Source organism: Providencia sp. 6390 (assembly GCF_058148425.1).
In genome coordinates this window covers 843,422-859,303 of the sequence record NZ_JBYVYL010000001.1, presented here as the reverse complement: position 1 = coordinate 859,303, position 15,882 = coordinate 843,422, and the positions used below count along the sequence as shown (strand labels likewise).

Annotated in this window: 15 protein-coding genes; 10 read left to right on the top strand and 5 right to left on the bottom strand. The window is 39.2% G+C overall.

Annotation, left to right across the window (positions count from 1 at the left end; genetic code table 11):
* Positions 1–154: 154 nt before the first annotated feature.
* The gene (alkB, locus tag AC3Z9T_RS04145) at positions 155–787 is read left to right on the top strand and encodes a DNA oxidative demethylase AlkB (protein ID WP_490124930.1); all 633 of its coding nucleotides are present in this window, start codon (positions 155–157) and stop codon (positions 785–787) included.
* Positions 788–913: 126 nt separating this feature from the next.
* On the top strand, positions 914–1,939 hold the full coding sequence (locus AC3Z9T_RS04140; protein ID WP_490124929.1) for a threonine aldolase family protein: 1,026 nt from the start codon (positions 914–916) through the stop codon (positions 1,937–1,939).
* Between the two features lie 27 nt (positions 1,940–1,966).
* On the opposite strand, the gene AC3Z9T_RS04135 is transcribed toward AC3Z9T_RS04140, so the two are convergent.
* Positions 1,967–2,191 (bottom strand): hypothetical protein, encoded by a 225-nt coding sequence (locus tag AC3Z9T_RS04135; RefSeq protein WP_490125139.1) that lies wholly within the window; start codon positions 2,189–2,191, stop codon positions 1,967–1,969.
* A gap of 706 nt (positions 2,192–2,897) precedes the next feature.
* On the opposite strand from AC3Z9T_RS04135, the gene urtA reads away from it, so the two are divergent.
* From urtA to AC3Z9T_RS04105, 6 genes are all read left to right on the top strand, one after another.
* Positions 2,898–4,169 carry an urea ABC transporter substrate-binding protein gene (gene urtA, locus AC3Z9T_RS04130; RefSeq protein WP_490124928.1) on the top strand — a complete coding sequence of 424 codons (1,272 nt, stop codon included), beginning with the start codon at positions 2,898–2,900 and terminating at the stop codon, positions 4,167–4,169.
* A 62-nt stretch (positions 4,170–4,231) separates the two neighbouring features.
* Positions 4,232–5,806 (top strand): urea ABC transporter permease subunit UrtB, encoded by a 1,575-nt coding sequence (urtB, locus tag AC3Z9T_RS04125; protein ID WP_490124927.1) that lies wholly within the window; start codon positions 4,232–4,234, stop codon positions 5,804–5,806.
* Positions 5,806–6,882, top strand: a complete 1,077-nt coding sequence (gene urtC, locus AC3Z9T_RS04120) for an urea ABC transporter permease subunit UrtC (protein ID WP_490124926.1) — start codon at positions 5,806–5,808, stop codon at positions 6,880–6,882. Before urtB ends, urtC begins: the two co-directional genes overlap by 1 nt.
* On the top strand, positions 6,875–7,666 hold the full coding sequence (urtD, locus tag AC3Z9T_RS04115) for an urea ABC transporter ATP-binding protein UrtD (RefSeq protein ID WP_490124925.1): 792 nt from the start codon (positions 6,875–6,877) through the stop codon (positions 7,664–7,666). Before urtC ends, urtD begins: the two co-directional genes overlap by 8 nt.
* Position 7,667: 1 nt before the next feature.
* Complete coding sequence (urtE, locus tag AC3Z9T_RS04110; protein ID WP_490124924.1) at positions 7,668–8,366, top strand: urea ABC transporter ATP-binding subunit UrtE; 699 nt, start codon at positions 7,668–7,670, stop codon at positions 8,364–8,366.
* Between the two features lie 133 nt (positions 8,367–8,499).
* Positions 8,500–8,964 (top strand): YaiI/YqxD family protein, encoded by a 465-nt coding sequence (locus AC3Z9T_RS04105; RefSeq protein WP_490124923.1) that lies wholly within the window; start codon positions 8,500–8,502, stop codon positions 8,962–8,964.
* Between the two features lie 65 nt (positions 8,965–9,029).
* On the opposite strand, the gene AC3Z9T_RS04100 is transcribed toward AC3Z9T_RS04105, so the two are convergent.
* The 4 genes from AC3Z9T_RS04100 to AC3Z9T_RS04085 all read right to left on the bottom strand — a co-directional run bounded on the left by AC3Z9T_RS04100 (position 9,030) and on the right by AC3Z9T_RS04085 (position 12,628).
* Positions 9,030–9,593, bottom strand: coding sequence for a class I SAM-dependent methyltransferase (locus tag AC3Z9T_RS04100; protein ID WP_490124922.1), 564 nt, complete (start codon positions 9,591–9,593; stop codon positions 9,030–9,032).
* Between the two features lie 39 nt (positions 9,594–9,632).
* A complete protein-coding gene (locus AC3Z9T_RS04095) occupies positions 9,633–9,875 on the bottom strand; it encodes a hypothetical protein (protein WP_490124921.1) in 243 nt (80 codons plus the stop codon).
* Between the two features lie 253 nt (positions 9,876–10,128).
* On the bottom strand, positions 10,129–11,427 hold the full coding sequence (locus AC3Z9T_RS04090; protein ID WP_490124920.1) for an MFS transporter: 1,299 nt from the start codon (positions 11,425–11,427) through the stop codon (positions 10,129–10,131).
* Between the two features lie 85 nt (positions 11,428–11,512).
* Positions 11,513–12,628: a M20 family metallopeptidase gene (locus AC3Z9T_RS04085; RefSeq protein WP_490124919.1), complete on the bottom strand. Its 1,116-nt coding sequence runs from the start codon at positions 12,626–12,628 to the stop codon at positions 11,513–11,515.
* A gap of 769 nt (positions 12,629–13,397) precedes the next feature.
* On the opposite strand from AC3Z9T_RS04085, the gene AC3Z9T_RS04080 reads away from it, so the two are divergent.
* Both AC3Z9T_RS04080 and AC3Z9T_RS04075 read left to right on the top strand, forming a co-directional pair.
* Positions 13,398–15,236, top strand: a complete 1,839-nt coding sequence (locus AC3Z9T_RS04080) for an AAA family ATPase (protein ID WP_490124918.1) — start codon at positions 13,398–13,400, stop codon at positions 15,234–15,236.
* Positions 15,237–15,869 (top strand): 4Fe-4S single cluster domain-containing protein, encoded by a 633-nt coding sequence (locus AC3Z9T_RS04075; RefSeq protein ID WP_490124917.1) that lies wholly within the window; start codon positions 15,237–15,239, stop codon positions 15,867–15,869.
* Positions 15,870–15,882 lie beyond the last annotated feature (13 nt).

Sequence of the window (15,882 nt, the reverse complement as noted above, 5' to 3'; positions counted from 1 at the left end):
TAAAAATCGAATTAATCGATTGAAATTCAATATTATTTATTTTTATATAATCACATTAGAAAATAATGATTTTTACATTAGTTGTCTGTGCTATCTGTTCAAAAACGCCATAATGTTTAACACTATTGTGTGAGTTTCAATTATTGGAGTCTGTATGCTGTTTTCAGATGAAGAAAATACCTTATCAATAGCTGAAGATGCTTGGTTATTGAAAGGATTTTTATTAGGAGATGGACAAGCATTGTTGGCTGCATTAAAGCAGGTCATACAACAGTCTCCATTTCGCCATATGTTAACACCCAGTGGTCATTCAATGTCTGTAGCAATGACTAATTGTGGGCATTGGGGGTGGGTTAGTGATCCCAAAGGGTATCGTTACCAAATGCGTGACCCTGTCACTAATCTATCTTGGCCGAAAATGCCTGTTATTTTCGTTGAACTTGCGCAAAAAGCAGCTGATAGTGTTGGCTTTTTGCATTTTTCTCCTGATGCTTGTTTAGTTAATCGCTATAGTGTTGGTGCAAAACTGTCCTTACATCAAGATAAGGATGAAGTCGACTTTTCACAGCCAATCGTGTCATTCTCTTTGGGTTTACCTGCAATGTTTGAGTTCGGTGGTTTGACCAGAGAAGCCCCAAAAAAATCATTTTTATTAGAGCATGGGGATGTCGTTGTTTGGGGTGGAAAGTCACGCTTAAACTATCATGGCGTTCGAAGCATTAAAACCGGTAGCCATCCTGTACTGGGGGAATGCCGTATTAACTTGACTTTCCGACGTTGTCAGTGACCACGACCATATAATTGTTTTAAAACGGCCTGAGTAAATTTAAAATCAATAGTATCATTCAATTGATTGAAGATTGATGAATATCAGAATATAAATGATAAGTCATAGCAATTACTGGGAATAATAATGTATAGCTTTCAAAATGATTATAACGAAATAGCACATCCAGCAGTCATGCAAGTATTGAACAATTTAGCAGGGAAGCGTTTCGACGGATATAGCACGGATAAGTACACACAACAAATCGCCGATAAAATAAAGCACAGGATCGGTAGGAACGATGCTGACCTCCATTTTTTTAATGGTGGAACTATTACTAACTTAACGGCAATTTCTCATGTACTTCGTCCACATCAAGCAATTATTGCCGTTGACTCTGGCCATATCGCAACCCATGAAACGGGTGCAATTGAAGCAACAGGTCATAAAGTGATCACGATGAGCTCTGAATCGGGAAAGTTAGAAGCGAAACATATCCAAGTAGTTTTATCAGAGCATACTGATGAACATGCCGTGCAACCCAAAATGGTTTATATCAGTAATTCAACGGAAATTGGTACGGTTTACCGTAAACAAGAGTTGCAAGCGTTGAGAGCAGAGTGCGATAAACATGGATTATTACTGTTTATGGATGGTGCACGATTAGCATCAGGGCTAATGTCGAAAGAAAGTGATTTGACGATCGAAGATATCGCTCAGCTGACAGATATGTTTTACATTGGTGGCACTAAAATTGGCGCATTTGCCGCAGAAGCTCTGGTTATTTTACATCCTGCATTAAAATCAGACTTTCGTTTTTCTATCAAGCAAAAAGGGGCGTTACAGGCCAAAGGTTGGTTGTTAGCTGCACAGTTTGATGCGCTGTTTACCGATGATCTATTTTTCCAATTGGGGGAGTATATTAACGATAAGGCACAGCAGCTGGTGAATTTATTTGAACAACAAGGATTTGCTTTCCTTGCACCTCCCGAATCAAATCAAATTTTTGTGATCCTCCCTAATGAGTTGGCTAAAAAATTGGTTGAACATTATGTACTACGCAAAATTAGTGAGCCAGCAGTAGGGTTAAGCTGTTTGCGCCTATGTACTTCATGGTCGACTACTCAGCAAGATGTCGACAAGTTTATAGCCACATTTAACCAACTGTTATAACTAATAATAGCACGGCATATTGCTGTGCTATTTTATTAATCCTTTTAACAATAGGTTAATGGCTTCGATGCTTTGTTGAAGCCGTTGCTGGCTATCCTGTTGTGTTATCCAACAAGCAGCCTTTGCCAATTCACTATTAATGAATGTCGCTAGCACCTTTGGGGAGCTTGGTGTAGCTACGTTTTGTTTAATCAGTTTGGTTAACAATGCAGCCATAGAAACTATGCAATGTTGTTGAGTATTACGAGAGATATTGTCGAGGTATCACGTAATACAATACGCTGATATTCAGGAGCGAAGCACGGTTTACAAAAGCTACTTCAAGGGGCTTTTGTTTGCTCACTTATCGAGTGTAAACGCTGAACCATGTCTGAGCCAATTGTGTGACAGCGGCTTCAATAGTGGCTCGAAACATTGATGATCAATAATAGTGCATCAGTGAATAGGTGCCCCCCTAATCTTTTTGTTTAATAACTAACAATCAGTTTTTACAAATAATTATTAATAAATTTGTTATAGATGATGATCATGTAAAAAGAAAATTAACAAATCGTTTTTAGATTATCAAATAGCAAGGTAAATTCACTGATTAAATTTTAATTGGCAATAATAAATTCTATTACTAGGATAATTTTCTCTATTTTTCGTTCAAGAAAAAAACAATAACATTAGCTGTAGTTTTATTTTGCGTTGCACCATAAATTTAAATATTTGTTTCTAAATAGTGCAGATGATTTTATTTTACACATATTAAATAATTTAATTTGTTTTAATTCAATTGATTACAATCTTGGCATGTCTATTGCTATTTCGATTTGGTTCGAGCAGCAATAGGCGGTCAGGGAACCTGAATAAATAATGTGATTTGGTGGACCTAAACCGTCAATAATGCTGCAACCTGAAGAGTGATATGTCTAGTGAATAAGTAATTAACATTAATCTATTCGAGGGTTTGGTAATGAAAAGACGTTTTCTGTTGAAAGTATTGGGCTTAACAGTAATATTTTCAAGCATCGGTTTTTCAACGCAAGCAAGTGCAGAAGAAACTATCAAGGTTGGAATATTGCACTCACTCTCTGGCACGATGGCAATATCTGAAACGCCATTAAAAGAGGTTGCATTAATGGCTATTGATGAAATTAATACCAAAGGCGGAGTGCTCGGTAAAAAACTTGAACCTATTGTTGTCGACCCTGCATCAAACTGGCCTGTATTTGCTGAAAAGTCTCGCCAGTTACTCTCTCAAGACAAAGTGGCTGTCGTATTTGGTTGTTGGACATCAGTTTCACGTAAATCAGTGTTGCCTGTCTTTGAAGAGTTGAATGGTTTATTGTTCTACCCAGTTGAATATGAAGGTGAAGAAATATCGCCAAATGTTTTTTATACGGGGGCAGCACCGAATCAGCAAGCGCTCCCTGCACTTGAATATATGATGAGCGAAGAAGGTGGTAGCGCTAAACGCTTTTTCTTACTAGGTACAGATTATATTTATCCACGAACAACCAATAAGATCTTACGTGCTTATTTACATAGCAAAGGGGTTAAAGATAAAGATATTGCTGAAGTTTATACACCTTTCAGCTACAGCGACTATCAAACCATTATTGCCGATATTAAAAAATTCTCTGCTGGAGGTAAAACAGTGGTGGTATCGACAGTCAATGGTGATTCTAACGTTCCTTTTTATAAAGAGTTGGCTAATCAAGGTATCAAAGCAACAGATGTACCTGTTCTGGCATTTTCTGTTGGTGAAGAAGAGCTAAGAGGTATTGATACAAAACCGCTTGTGGGGCATTTATCAGCATGGAACTATTTTCAATCCGTTGATAACCCAATTAATGAAAAGTTCGTTGCAGATTACCGTGCTTACGCAAAAGCTAAGAAATTACCAAATGCAAATACCGTTGTCACCAATGACCCAATGGAAGCGACTTACGTAGGGATCCATATGTGGGCTCAAGCGGTTGAAAAAGCGGGAACAACTGATGTTGATAAAGTACGCGAAGCTATGGCTGGGCAAACATTCGCTGCACCAAGTGGATTTACATTGGAAATGGATCCCGTGAATCATCACCTACGTAAACCTGTCATGATTGGTGAAATCGAAGAAAATGGCCAATACAACATTGTTTGGCAGACGGATGATATCGTTGCGGCGCAGCCATGGAACCCTCTGATCCCCAATAATCAAAACAAACCTAATTATCCTGTCAAAGCAGGAACACAATAGCCATTCGCCTCGAGAGGCAGCTATTGCCTCTCATATTAGCTAACTGAAAAAGAAGCTACATCATGAAAAAACTATTGAGTCTGATCATTATGATTTTAGGCGTCCTATTCATGTCTAGCATAAGTTATGCAGAGAGTGCAAATAGGTACGGTCAAGCAAATCGAGACCAGCAATTACAGTTATTACAACGATGGTCTATTGAACCTAATTTTCAGCGATTGCCACTATTACAGGCTTTGAAAAATAATCGAGTAGAGGTCGATTCGAAAGGCAATTTGTTTATTTCACAAAATGGTAAATTAGTTGCTATAGAAGGCCACTCTGTTCCTGAAGGTAATACAAAAAGAGTGTTTACCAATAATCGAATACGTACTGCTATCGCCAATACATTTGCCACCCATCAACTATTAAGCCCCCAATCTAAAGTGCGTTTACAAGGTGCTATCGCAATGCAAACTATTGCAAACGCTGAGCAGTTACCGTTATTAATTCAATTTATTGATGAGGAAAGTGATGAACAAGTGAAAGAGGCACTGAGTATTGCAGCTGCGAATTTGCAATTAACGGATCCAAATGTCGCAACACGGCGGCAAGCCATCAAGCTGTTAGCAAATTCAAGTTCTCCTCAAGTACAGGATAGTTTAAGCAAACTGACCTTAGAGCAAAATGAGCCTGATGGATCCGTACGGTTAGCCGCCAAAGAAAGTCTTGAGCAGATCCAACAGCGTTTACAGTGGGGAGAATGGTTAGGACAGGCATTTTCAGGGTTGTCTTTAGGGTCAATTTTATTACTTGCAGCGTTAGGGCTTGCGATCACTTATGGGCTTCTAGGCGTGATTAACATGGCTCATGGTGAAATGTTAATGATTGGCGCTTATTCAACGTGGATGGTGCAAGATGTGATGCAAAATATTGCGCCTGAATGGATTGAAATCTATCCCATTATTGCAATCCCAATCGCGTTTTTCATTACAGCGTTAATAGGCATGTTCCTTGAACGTACGGTGATCCGTCATCTATACGGACGCCCACTTGAAACGTTATTAGCCACATGGGGGATTAGTTTAATATTGATCCAGCTAGTTCGAGTCGTTTTTGGTGCTCAAAATGTTGATGTTGCTAATCCTGTTTGGCTATCCGGTGGCTGGACAGTACTTCCTAATCTCACTTTGCCTTATAACCGTATTGCTGTGATTGGTTTTGCGGTGTGTGTATTAGTACTGACATGGGTACTACTGAATAGGACTCGTTTGGGGATGAATATTCGAGCGGTGACTCAAAATCGCAATATGGCTGATTGTTGTGGCGTACCAACAGGGAAAGTTGATATGGTCGCTTTTGGTTTTGGTTCAGGCATAGCAGGCTTAGGCGGTGTTGCGCTATCACAACTCGGTAATGTCGGTCCGGAACTCGGGCAAACCTACATTATTGATTCATTTCTGGTTGTTGTGCTTGGTGGTGTGGGGCAATTGGCTGGGACAGTGTTTTCCGCATTAGGCTTAGGGATCCTAAATAAACTATTAGAACCTCAAATTGGTGCGGTACTGGGAAAAATTATGATTTTGGTCTTGATCGTGCTGTTTATTCAAAAACGGCCGCAAGGGTTATTTGCATCCAAAGAGCGAGTGATCGACTGATGAGACAACCTATAACGATCTTAATGACACGTAAAATACCACGATGTTCCATCATATTTGGCATAATCGCAACGATAGGGCTATTAACATTGCCTTTCTTTGCACTATTACCCGAAGGTCATCCACTATCACTTTCTATCTATATGCTTACGTTAATAGGTAAAATACTCTGTTATACAATTGTTGCGATCTCACTTGACCTTGTTTGGGGGTATGCAGGGTTGTTATCACTCGGCCATGGCTTATTTTTTGCACTTGGTGGCTATGCAATGGGCATGTATTTAATCAGGCAAACATCAGGAGATAAATTACCTGAATTCATGTCATTGCTATCGTGGAATGAATTGCCTTGGTTTTGGATGGGAACGCAATATTTTATTTGGGCACTTTGTTTAATTATCTTAGTTCCAGGTTTGCTGGCATTGATATTTGGTTATTTTGCTTTCCGTTCACGGATCAAAGATGTTTATTTTTCGATCATGACACAAGCATTAACTTTTGCGGGGATGTTGTTTTTTTTCCGTAATGAAACTGGATTCGGTGGTAATAGTGGTTTCACTGGTTTCACTACGATATTAGGTTTTTCTGTATCAGCGACCAGTACGCGCATTGGTTTATTCATCGCTACCGTTATTTTGCTCGTAAGTACATTCGCCGTTTGTCTATTACTGATCCGCAGTAAATTTGGGCGAGTATTAACCGCTGTGCGTGATGCTGAAAACCGTTTGCGTTTTTGTGGTTATGATCCTACTGGTTTCAAACTTTTCGTGTGGACACTTTCTGCCGTGCTTTGTGGTTTAGCAGGTGCACTATACGTACCACAAGTTGGTATTATTAATCCAAGTGAAATGTCACCCACTAATTCTATTGAAGCTGCTATTTGGGTCGCATTAGGTGGGCGCGGTTCACTGGTTGGCCCGTTATTAGGCGCTAGTATTGTTAATGGTTCTAAAAGTTGGTTTACGGTGGCATTCCCTGAATATTGGTTATTTTTCTTAGGGCTGATATTTATATTGGTCACACTATTTTTGCCTAAAGGGGTATATGGGCTGCTAAAAAGGAGGAAACATGACTGATCAATTGTTTACTCACGTACATCCGCAAGATAGATTTCGCCAGCAAACAGATCCCGTTTTGCAACTTATAGACATTAGCGTTAGTTTTGGGGCTTTTAAGGCATTAACGGATTTATCACTTTCTATAGGTGTGGGTGAGCTTCGTTGCATTATTGGACCAAATGGAGCAGGTAAAACGACGTTAATGGATGTTATTACTGGTAAAACTAAACCTAATAGCGGATCTATACTTTATGATCAAACTATATCGTTGACCGAATTATCATCCGTTGAAATTGCTCAAGCAGGAATAGGGCGTAAGTTTCAAAAACCTACTGTATTTGAGGCGCTTACCGTCTTTGAAAATCTTGAAATTGCGCTGAAAGCAAGTAAAACAGTGTGGCGCTGTTTACGCGCTAAATTATCGGCAGAACAACGCGATAGTATCAATGAAGTGCTGGAGCTATTAAAAATGTGTGAATATGCTTGCTGGCAGGCTGGTCGGCTATCTCATGGGCAAAAGCAGTTTTTAGAAATCGGCATGTTATTGGTTCAAAAACCCCATTTATTGTTGCTAGATGAGCCTGCGGCAGGGCTAACAGATAGTGAAACTGAATATATTGCGGAGGTATTTTGTACTCTTGCGGGTAAACACTCGTTGATGGTAGTTGAACATGATATGGGGTTTATCGAAACAATTGCTGACCATGTCACTGTGTTGCATCAAGGGCAAGTATTGGCTGAGGGGTCATTGCGAGAAGTTCAAGCTAATGAGCAGGTAATAGATGTTTATTTGGGGCGATAAGATGTTACAGATAAGCGAGTTAAATCAATATTACGGCGGAAGTCATATTTTACGTGGATTATCATTTGAACTGATACAAGGCCAAGTTACCTGTTTATTAGGACGAAATGGTGTAGGTAAAACGACGCTATTGAAATGTTTAATGGGTTTGCTACCCATCAAATCAGGAAATATTTACTGGCAAGGAAAAGAGATCAGCTATATGAAACCTTATCAACGGGTACAACAAGGTATTGCTTATGTCCCTCAAGGTAGAGAAATTTTTCCTCGTTTAACGGTTGAAGAAAATTTATTGCTTGGACTATCGCGATTTCATTATGCCCAAGCAAAAGTTGTCCCTGATGAAATCTATCAACTATTTCCTGTGCTGTATGAGATGAGGCAACGTAAAGGCGCCAACTTATCCGGAGGGCAACAGCAGCAGCTAGCTATTGGCAGAGCATTGGCATGTCAACCTAAATTGCTGATTTTAGATGAACCGACAGAGGGTATTCAGCCTTCAGTGATAAAACAAATTGGTCATGTTATTAAGCAATTAGCTGAACGAGGCGATATTGCAATATTACTGGTTGAGCAATTCTATGATTTTGCCGCTGAATTAGCAGATCAATACTTAGTTATGTCTCGAGGTACTATCATTCAACGGGGTTTAGGTATTGAAATGGAAAGTCATGGTGTCAAAAATTTAGTGTCGATTTGATGTTTTGGTAACTGGATCATTCTATTCAATCAGTTTTCATTTTAGAGATTGAAAAAATAGTTTAAAATCTAGACCAATCAATTTGTTATAATTCAGTGGGAAACCACTGTTTAAATCGTTATGGGGTAACGTGATGTTTATTTGGGTTGATGCGGATGCTTGTCCAAAGGTGATAAAAGAAGTTTTGTATCGGGCGGCTGACCGTGAAAAAGTTCAGATAACATTTGTTGCTAACCAACGTTTAAGTGTACCGCCATCTGCTTTTCTACGTATATTGCAAGTACCGGCAGGTTTTGATGTTGCTGATAATGAAATTGTACGTCGTGCACAATCGGGTGACTTGGTGGTGACTGCAGATATTCCTTTAGCGGCTGAAGTCATGGAAAAAGGGGCGATTGCCTTAAACCCTCGAGGTGAACGTTATAGCGAAGCAACTATCCGAGAACGTCTAACCATGAGAGATTTTATGGATACAATGAGGGCGAGTGGTGTTCAAACCGGTGGACCTGCAAGTTTAAACCAGCGTGATCGTCAGCAATTTGCGAATGAGTTAGATAAGTGGTTATTGCAGCGTAAAAAGACGTTATCTACCCAGTAATTTACTGATGTCACCTTAAGGTGGATTTTAAGGTGACATTATGTATTTATTCATTACTCAATTCTTCAATTTAATTTGGGCTTACAGGTATAAACCCAAGCAGGTGGAACGTTTAGATAAACTCTTTCTTTGGTAAAATGAAAGTAACGTGAAAACATCGATTCACAGCTTCTAGTGTATTGAAACAAGATCAGACTGCCATTATTTTTCAGTAACCGATCTCTTGCATTTTTCAGGATCTTCATTCCCATTTTCTTGCTCAATGAACGAAAAGGTATTCCTGAAATCACGATATCATAGTCGCCAAATAGATATTCAGCTGAGCGATGGTGAACAGTTATGCGATGATCATCGATTCGATTAAGAATTTTGATAAAATCGTTATTAATTTCATAGAGATCTAAATTGGCTAACGAAGACATTCGTTGCAAAGTATATTGGCTAATTACGCCATTACCTGCACCAATTTCAGCTATTTTATAGCTATTATTCCAATCTATATTATTGAGAATACTACTGCACAGCCAAGGTGAAGAAGGTAATAAGGTTCCCATTTTTGTTGGCGATACAATAAAGTTCTTCATATACAACGGGTAGTGATTAAATTGGTAAAAAAAAGATGTTTTCATTTTGTGTACCTTAATCAGGATTGTTTTATATTCTCTTATTTATACCGCTAGACCGCATTCACTACAAAACTTAGCTCCTTTATTTAAAGTAGACTGGCACTGCTTGCATTGCATTATGGTTTGATATTGCCTGTTAACATCAGCATAGATATCACGGTTTTGATATTCATGTTGCCCATGACGATTACCGTGTTTAGAATAACCACCATGCTTAGAGTAGCGGTTATAATCCGAGTAACGTGATTTTCTATTGAAGCCAAATAACCAACTGAGAAATGACATGATTGAGTCCTCCAGTGTTTGATTTAATGACAGTATAAACCTTGGATATAACACTAAACTCAATAGATACATGCGGTAATTACAATTAATTACATTGATGTTTTTTTAATAACAAAATTTGACGATAATATTTAAATCTATAATATTAATTAAATATAAAAATAAGCTGGAATTTAATGACAGTTGGAGTGAGTATTCTAAATAGATGTTGTAATTCTATATTCCTCAACACCTATTTGAATAATCATGACAATTAAACTTTGCGTTGGCTAAACATAATCACGGAAGCAATTAACAGCAGTATCGTCATTAAGATTAAACCATAAGTGAGTGAACCTGTAGTTTGTTTGATCCAACCTAAAACATAAGGGCTTAAAAAACCACCAAATAACCCAATGGTGTTGATCATGGCGATCCCACCAGCGGCAGCCGTTCCTTGCATATATTTCGACGGGATAGACCAAAAGATGGTGTAAGCTGTCCAAACCAATGCTGTCGCGATAACTAACAATAACATGGCCAGAAAAAAGTGACTCATATAGTTAGAGGCAAATAAAGCGAGACCGGCCACTAATGCAGATATGGCAACGTGTAAACGACGTTCTTGGCATATATCTGATGATTTAGATAACAGTACCATGCTGAATAATGCTGCAACATAAGGAAGTGCTGAATATAAACCAATCTCAATAAGGTCGGTAATGCCATGTGATTGCAAAATAGTGGGTAACCAGAAACTGATCGCATAAATACCACACATAATACAAAAGTAGAGGATCGCTAGTGCATAAGTAAGCGGCGTTTTAATGGCGGTTAAAAACGATTCATGGTTGATGACACTTTGCTGTTTTTGGGTAATTGAGGTCGCAAGCTCCTGTTTTTCTTCTTTAGTTAACCAACTAGCTTGCTCTGGTCTATCAATAATATAAAACCAAGCCCAAATACCCAACAGAACACAAGGTAAGCCCTCTAACATAAACATCCATTGCCAACCTTGCAATCCATTAACACCATGGAAGTGAGTCATCAACCATGTTGATAGAGGGCCGCAAATAATACTACCGATTGGTGCCGCTAACATCAGCAGTGCCATTGCAGAAGCCATGCGTTGTACAGGGAACCATAGTGTCAAATAGAAGATCACGCCAGGAAAGAAGCCTGCTTCAAAGACACCTAGCAAGAAACGTAATATATAAAACATGGTTGTAGAGGTTACAAACATCATGCAGGTTGATGTTAATCCCCACAAAATCATAATTCGGACGAATGTTTTTCTTGCGCCGATTTTAGTCAAATATAAGTTACTGGGTATTTCAAACAGCACATAGCCAAGAAAGAAAATCCCTGCACCTAAACCATATGCTGCATCGCTGAGGCTGATGGCATCCTGCATTTGTAACTTAGCGAAGCCCATATTAATGCGGTCAATATAAGCGAACATATAGCACAGCGCTAAAAAAGGGAGTAAACGCCAATATAATTTTTTATACGTTTTGTCAGAAATTGAGCCCTGACTGGTAATAGTTTCGACTTCTACTGTATTTTGGTACATGTAACGACTCCTCGTTTATCTCATTTATGTTAACTAAAGAATTGGAGTACGTACTGCGCATTGATGATTGCTATTTACCCATTCTTCAAGCTGAAACCCAATCAGAAATAATTTTGTTATACAGTGTATTAGCGGCCTCCATTTTTGTGATAGAGCAATATTCATCCGTTTGATGTGCTTGTTCAGGCTCACCTGGGCCTAACACAATACAAGGTGGATTTCCTAATGCAGGGACCAACAAAGAAGCATCCGTAAAATAAGGCATTGTTTTTGCCTCTAATGGCTGTTTATGCAAGGCTTGGCAATGCTGATAAACTTGACGAACCCAAGTGTGCTTTTCATCGGTTAAGACAGCGGGTAAATCAACTAACGTGGTGAGTGTTGCATTTTCTCCTAATAGGGCAGCTAGCTGTTGCGATATTTGTTCATGTGGCAAATTGGGAACACTGCGAATATCCATATCAAAATGAACATAATCAGGAACTGAGTTAATGTTCTCACCGCCTTGAATACGGCTGACATTCATGGTGGGTGAACGCATTAAGGGATGAGGAGCGCCAAGTTGGTGATCTTTTATTTTGCCTAATGCATCAACAGCTAAATAAATCGCATTGATACCTAAAGAAGGCATCGAACCATGGGATGTTTTACCTTTCAAAGCACAACGTAACCATAAAGCTCCTTTATGGCCGATGATTGGGTAATTATTGGTTGGTTCGCCAACAATCAAGGCTCCTGGTTCAGGAACTTGCTCCTCAGCTAACAGAGCTCTTGCACCATCACATCCTGTTTCTTCGCCTCCGGTTAAGTAAAGCACCACTCCTGTGCTATCACGTAAAGCGGTTTGCTGCTTTATACAGGCGACAATAAACGCGGCGATAGAAGACTTCATATCACTGACACCACGTCCATAGAGCTTATCACCGTGAATATCATGACCAAATGGGTCAAACTTCCAAGGGGTTTTCCCTAATGGAACCGTATCGATATGGCCAGTAAAACCAAGCGGCTTTCCTGCTTTGGTGCCGGGGATCCACGCCAGTAGATTCATACGTTGTTCGCCAAATGAATGAAGTTTCGTTTCGAAGCCTTTATGTTTCAAATAATCTGCAAGAAACTTCATACATTCGGCTTCATTGCCGGGTGGGTTAATCGTATTAAAGCTGAGTAATTTTTGTGTCAAAGAGACTGTTGAGTTCATAGAGATCCCTTATTTAATTTAGTTATTAATAAACGCGTCTATACTCGTCATACTTCAAGTTGCAGCGTTGTTGAACTGCGTTCACTTGTCGCCTAGCTGCACCTCGAATTATTTAGAGTGTAACTATCAAACAATAAAATAGGGGCGCGTTTAAATATCCATACGGTGTAAGGAGAAATAGTTTCTATCAATTTATTTTCTGATAAAAAATGGCATAACTATCGATAATACTTATGGATATGGTCGCTTAACAACCTGATAACACTATAAGATATATATTATTGAAATTGCAATTACTTAGTATTTTTAATGATATTGATTCGATATAAATAAATTTATTGGACTATTGTATTTTTGTTTTTTGATGGCAGAAATAACTGCAGACGCCATGATATCTAACTTTTATAGATTATCTTAAATGGAGTAATGATAATATGATTAATCTAATGTGCTAATTTTCTATAAATTATCAGCATACAATGTAGGTTATTTTTAGATGCGAAATTAAAAAAATAAACTTAATCACATTATTAAGTATGATCTCACATTACTTTTTCTTATTCGGGCAATTACATGTATTTATTTCTTATCTATTTGCTTGCACCAGATACTCTTTATCCGTCATGTTCTCATCAGGCCAAAAGGCCGCTGAATTAGTTGGTATATATGAGAATGTTCAGATTCTTGGTGGCTGTTATAGATAATTGCGCTATTTGGCAAATATTTACGGTAAACTTGAACAAAATGCTTATGCGAGATAAGGGATGTCATGGAAATTGCTTTTCAAAAACCACGTTGGTTACGCGATTTGCTGCGATTTATACCATTAAAAAGCCAGTTTGTATTATTTGGCAATGTACGTGATCTTCAGGCCAGTGAAATAGCATCTAATGTGGTGACGCCGTTGCCGTTTAATCAATCCTTATTTAACAGCCTATTTGAGGCGGGGTATGCACATGTCATCACCTATACGCCACTATTAGGATTCCAATGGATTACTAATCCATCACGACAGGCTCAAGAAGGCATGGCGTTGATGCAACAATTGGGATTAACGCCAACGGAAGGGCACTCGGCAGGCGGGATCGACCTCCTCAATCAGGTGTTAGATAAATGGGTAAATTATACAGGGCAGCCTATTGCACTTTGCATTGATTTTGCCTCCTGCTTAATTTCCCATCGTGCCAATTTGACACCAGCGGAACACAGTTTGTTTACCCGCGCATTGGTGGCTTCACATCAAGCGAAAGCGCGGCCTGCGGGAGAGCGCAATCAGCCTTTCTTTAATAGCTTGTTTTGGATTGTTGAAAAAGAAACTGATTTACCTGATTGGTTCTTGGTTAACAATCCACGCATTCGTGCGATTTCAGTGGCTAAGCCTGATAGTCAAGTTCGTCGACAGCTCGCACCAAGCCTATTGTCTTCACTGACAAACTTTAGTGACATTGAAGACATAGAAAAACAACGTCTGCTGAATGATTTTATTGATGAAACAGAAGGGTTACTGCTACTCGATATGACAGCGATCATACAGCTTGCTCGTATTGAACAAGTTGATGTTGCTCGTATTAGCGATGCTGTACGCCGTTATAAAGTGGGTATTACTGAAGATCCCTGGAAAAAAATCGACAAACAAAAAATTCATAATGCACCGCAAGTGATCCAACGCCGAGTCAAAGGGCAACAACATGCGGTGACGCATTTATTAGACATTATCAAACGAGCCATGACAGGGGTTGGGGGCCATAAAGGTGGTCGACCTCGTGGTGTGGTGTTTCTGGCAGGGCCAACGGGTGTGGGTAAAACTGAATTAGCGAAAACAGTCACCCAGCTGCTGTTTGGCGATGAAAGTGCGTATATCCGCTTTGATATGTCAGAATTTAGTGCTGAACATGCCGATCAACGTTTGATTGGTGCACCTCCGGGCTATGTTGGTTATGACTCAGGTGGTGAACTCACCAATGCCATCCGAGAAAAACCCTTTAGTGTAGTGTTATTTGATGAAATCGAAAAAGCACACCCTCATTTAATGGATAAGTTTTTGCAAATTATTGATGATGGCGTGCTAACGTCTGGACGAGGCGATCGCGTTTATTTCTCTGAATCACTGATCATATTTACTTCCAACCTTGGCATTTATCGTTTAGATACGAATGGAGAGCGAGTGGCTAATGTACAGCCTCATGAGCCATTTGAAACCGTAACACGCAATGTAAAAAATGAAATTGAACGGCACTTTAAATTCGTGCTTAATCGGCCTGAATTACTCAACCGTATCGGTGAAAACATTATTGTTTTTGATTTTATTCGCCCAGATGTAGCCGAACAAATCTTTGAGCAAATGGTTGATAACATTTTGTTAGGACTGGAAAAACAGTCATTAAAAATGTCAATTTCCTTACAAGCGAAAGAGATATTAAAAACACGTTGCTTAGCGGATTTGTCTAATGGTGGGCGTGGTATACGCAACCAATTAGAAGCTTACTTAATTAACCCATTATCCCGTGCTATTTTTGACAGTGAATTAGTTGCGGATGCAGCTTATCAAATAACGGATATCGAGATTGGTGAATCAACGCGTATTACATTGCAACCACAGGCACAATAAATGACGGAAATTAGCCTTTCGCGGATACACTTTCCTGTTACCACATTGGGGCCGGGGCAACGCATTGGTTTATGGGTTCAAGGGTGCTCATTGCATTGTAAAGGGTGTATGTCACCTGATACGTGGCATCGGCGAGAAAATGGTATTGAAATTACCATTTTGATGCAGCAGTTAAAACCATGGCTACAAGAAGCGGATGGGATCACCATTTCAGGTGGTGAGCCGTTTGAACAACTAGAAGCGTTGCAGTGCTTATTAACAGAACTAAGGCATTATTTTCAGGGTGACATTTTAGTTTATAGCGGCTATGAATGGGCTGATATTCATCAACAAGTTTTAAATATGAAAGGCTTGCTTGATGCATTGATCACTGGGCCATACCAAGAAAATGAGCCACAAACTTTGGCATTAAGAGGGAGTGATAATCAACAATTACATTGTCTTACCCCTCTGGGAAAGCAACGATTTTCTCAATATGAAACCCCTCTAACGGGCGATAATAAAGTCCTTGATCTTGCTGTTGATGAAACGGGACGTATTTTTTTACTGGGTATCCCCCAGCGTCATGACCTGTCACATTTGCAATCATGGCTTGAACAACAAGAACAACCTTTAAAACAACTTAAAAAATAATTGAATCGGAATA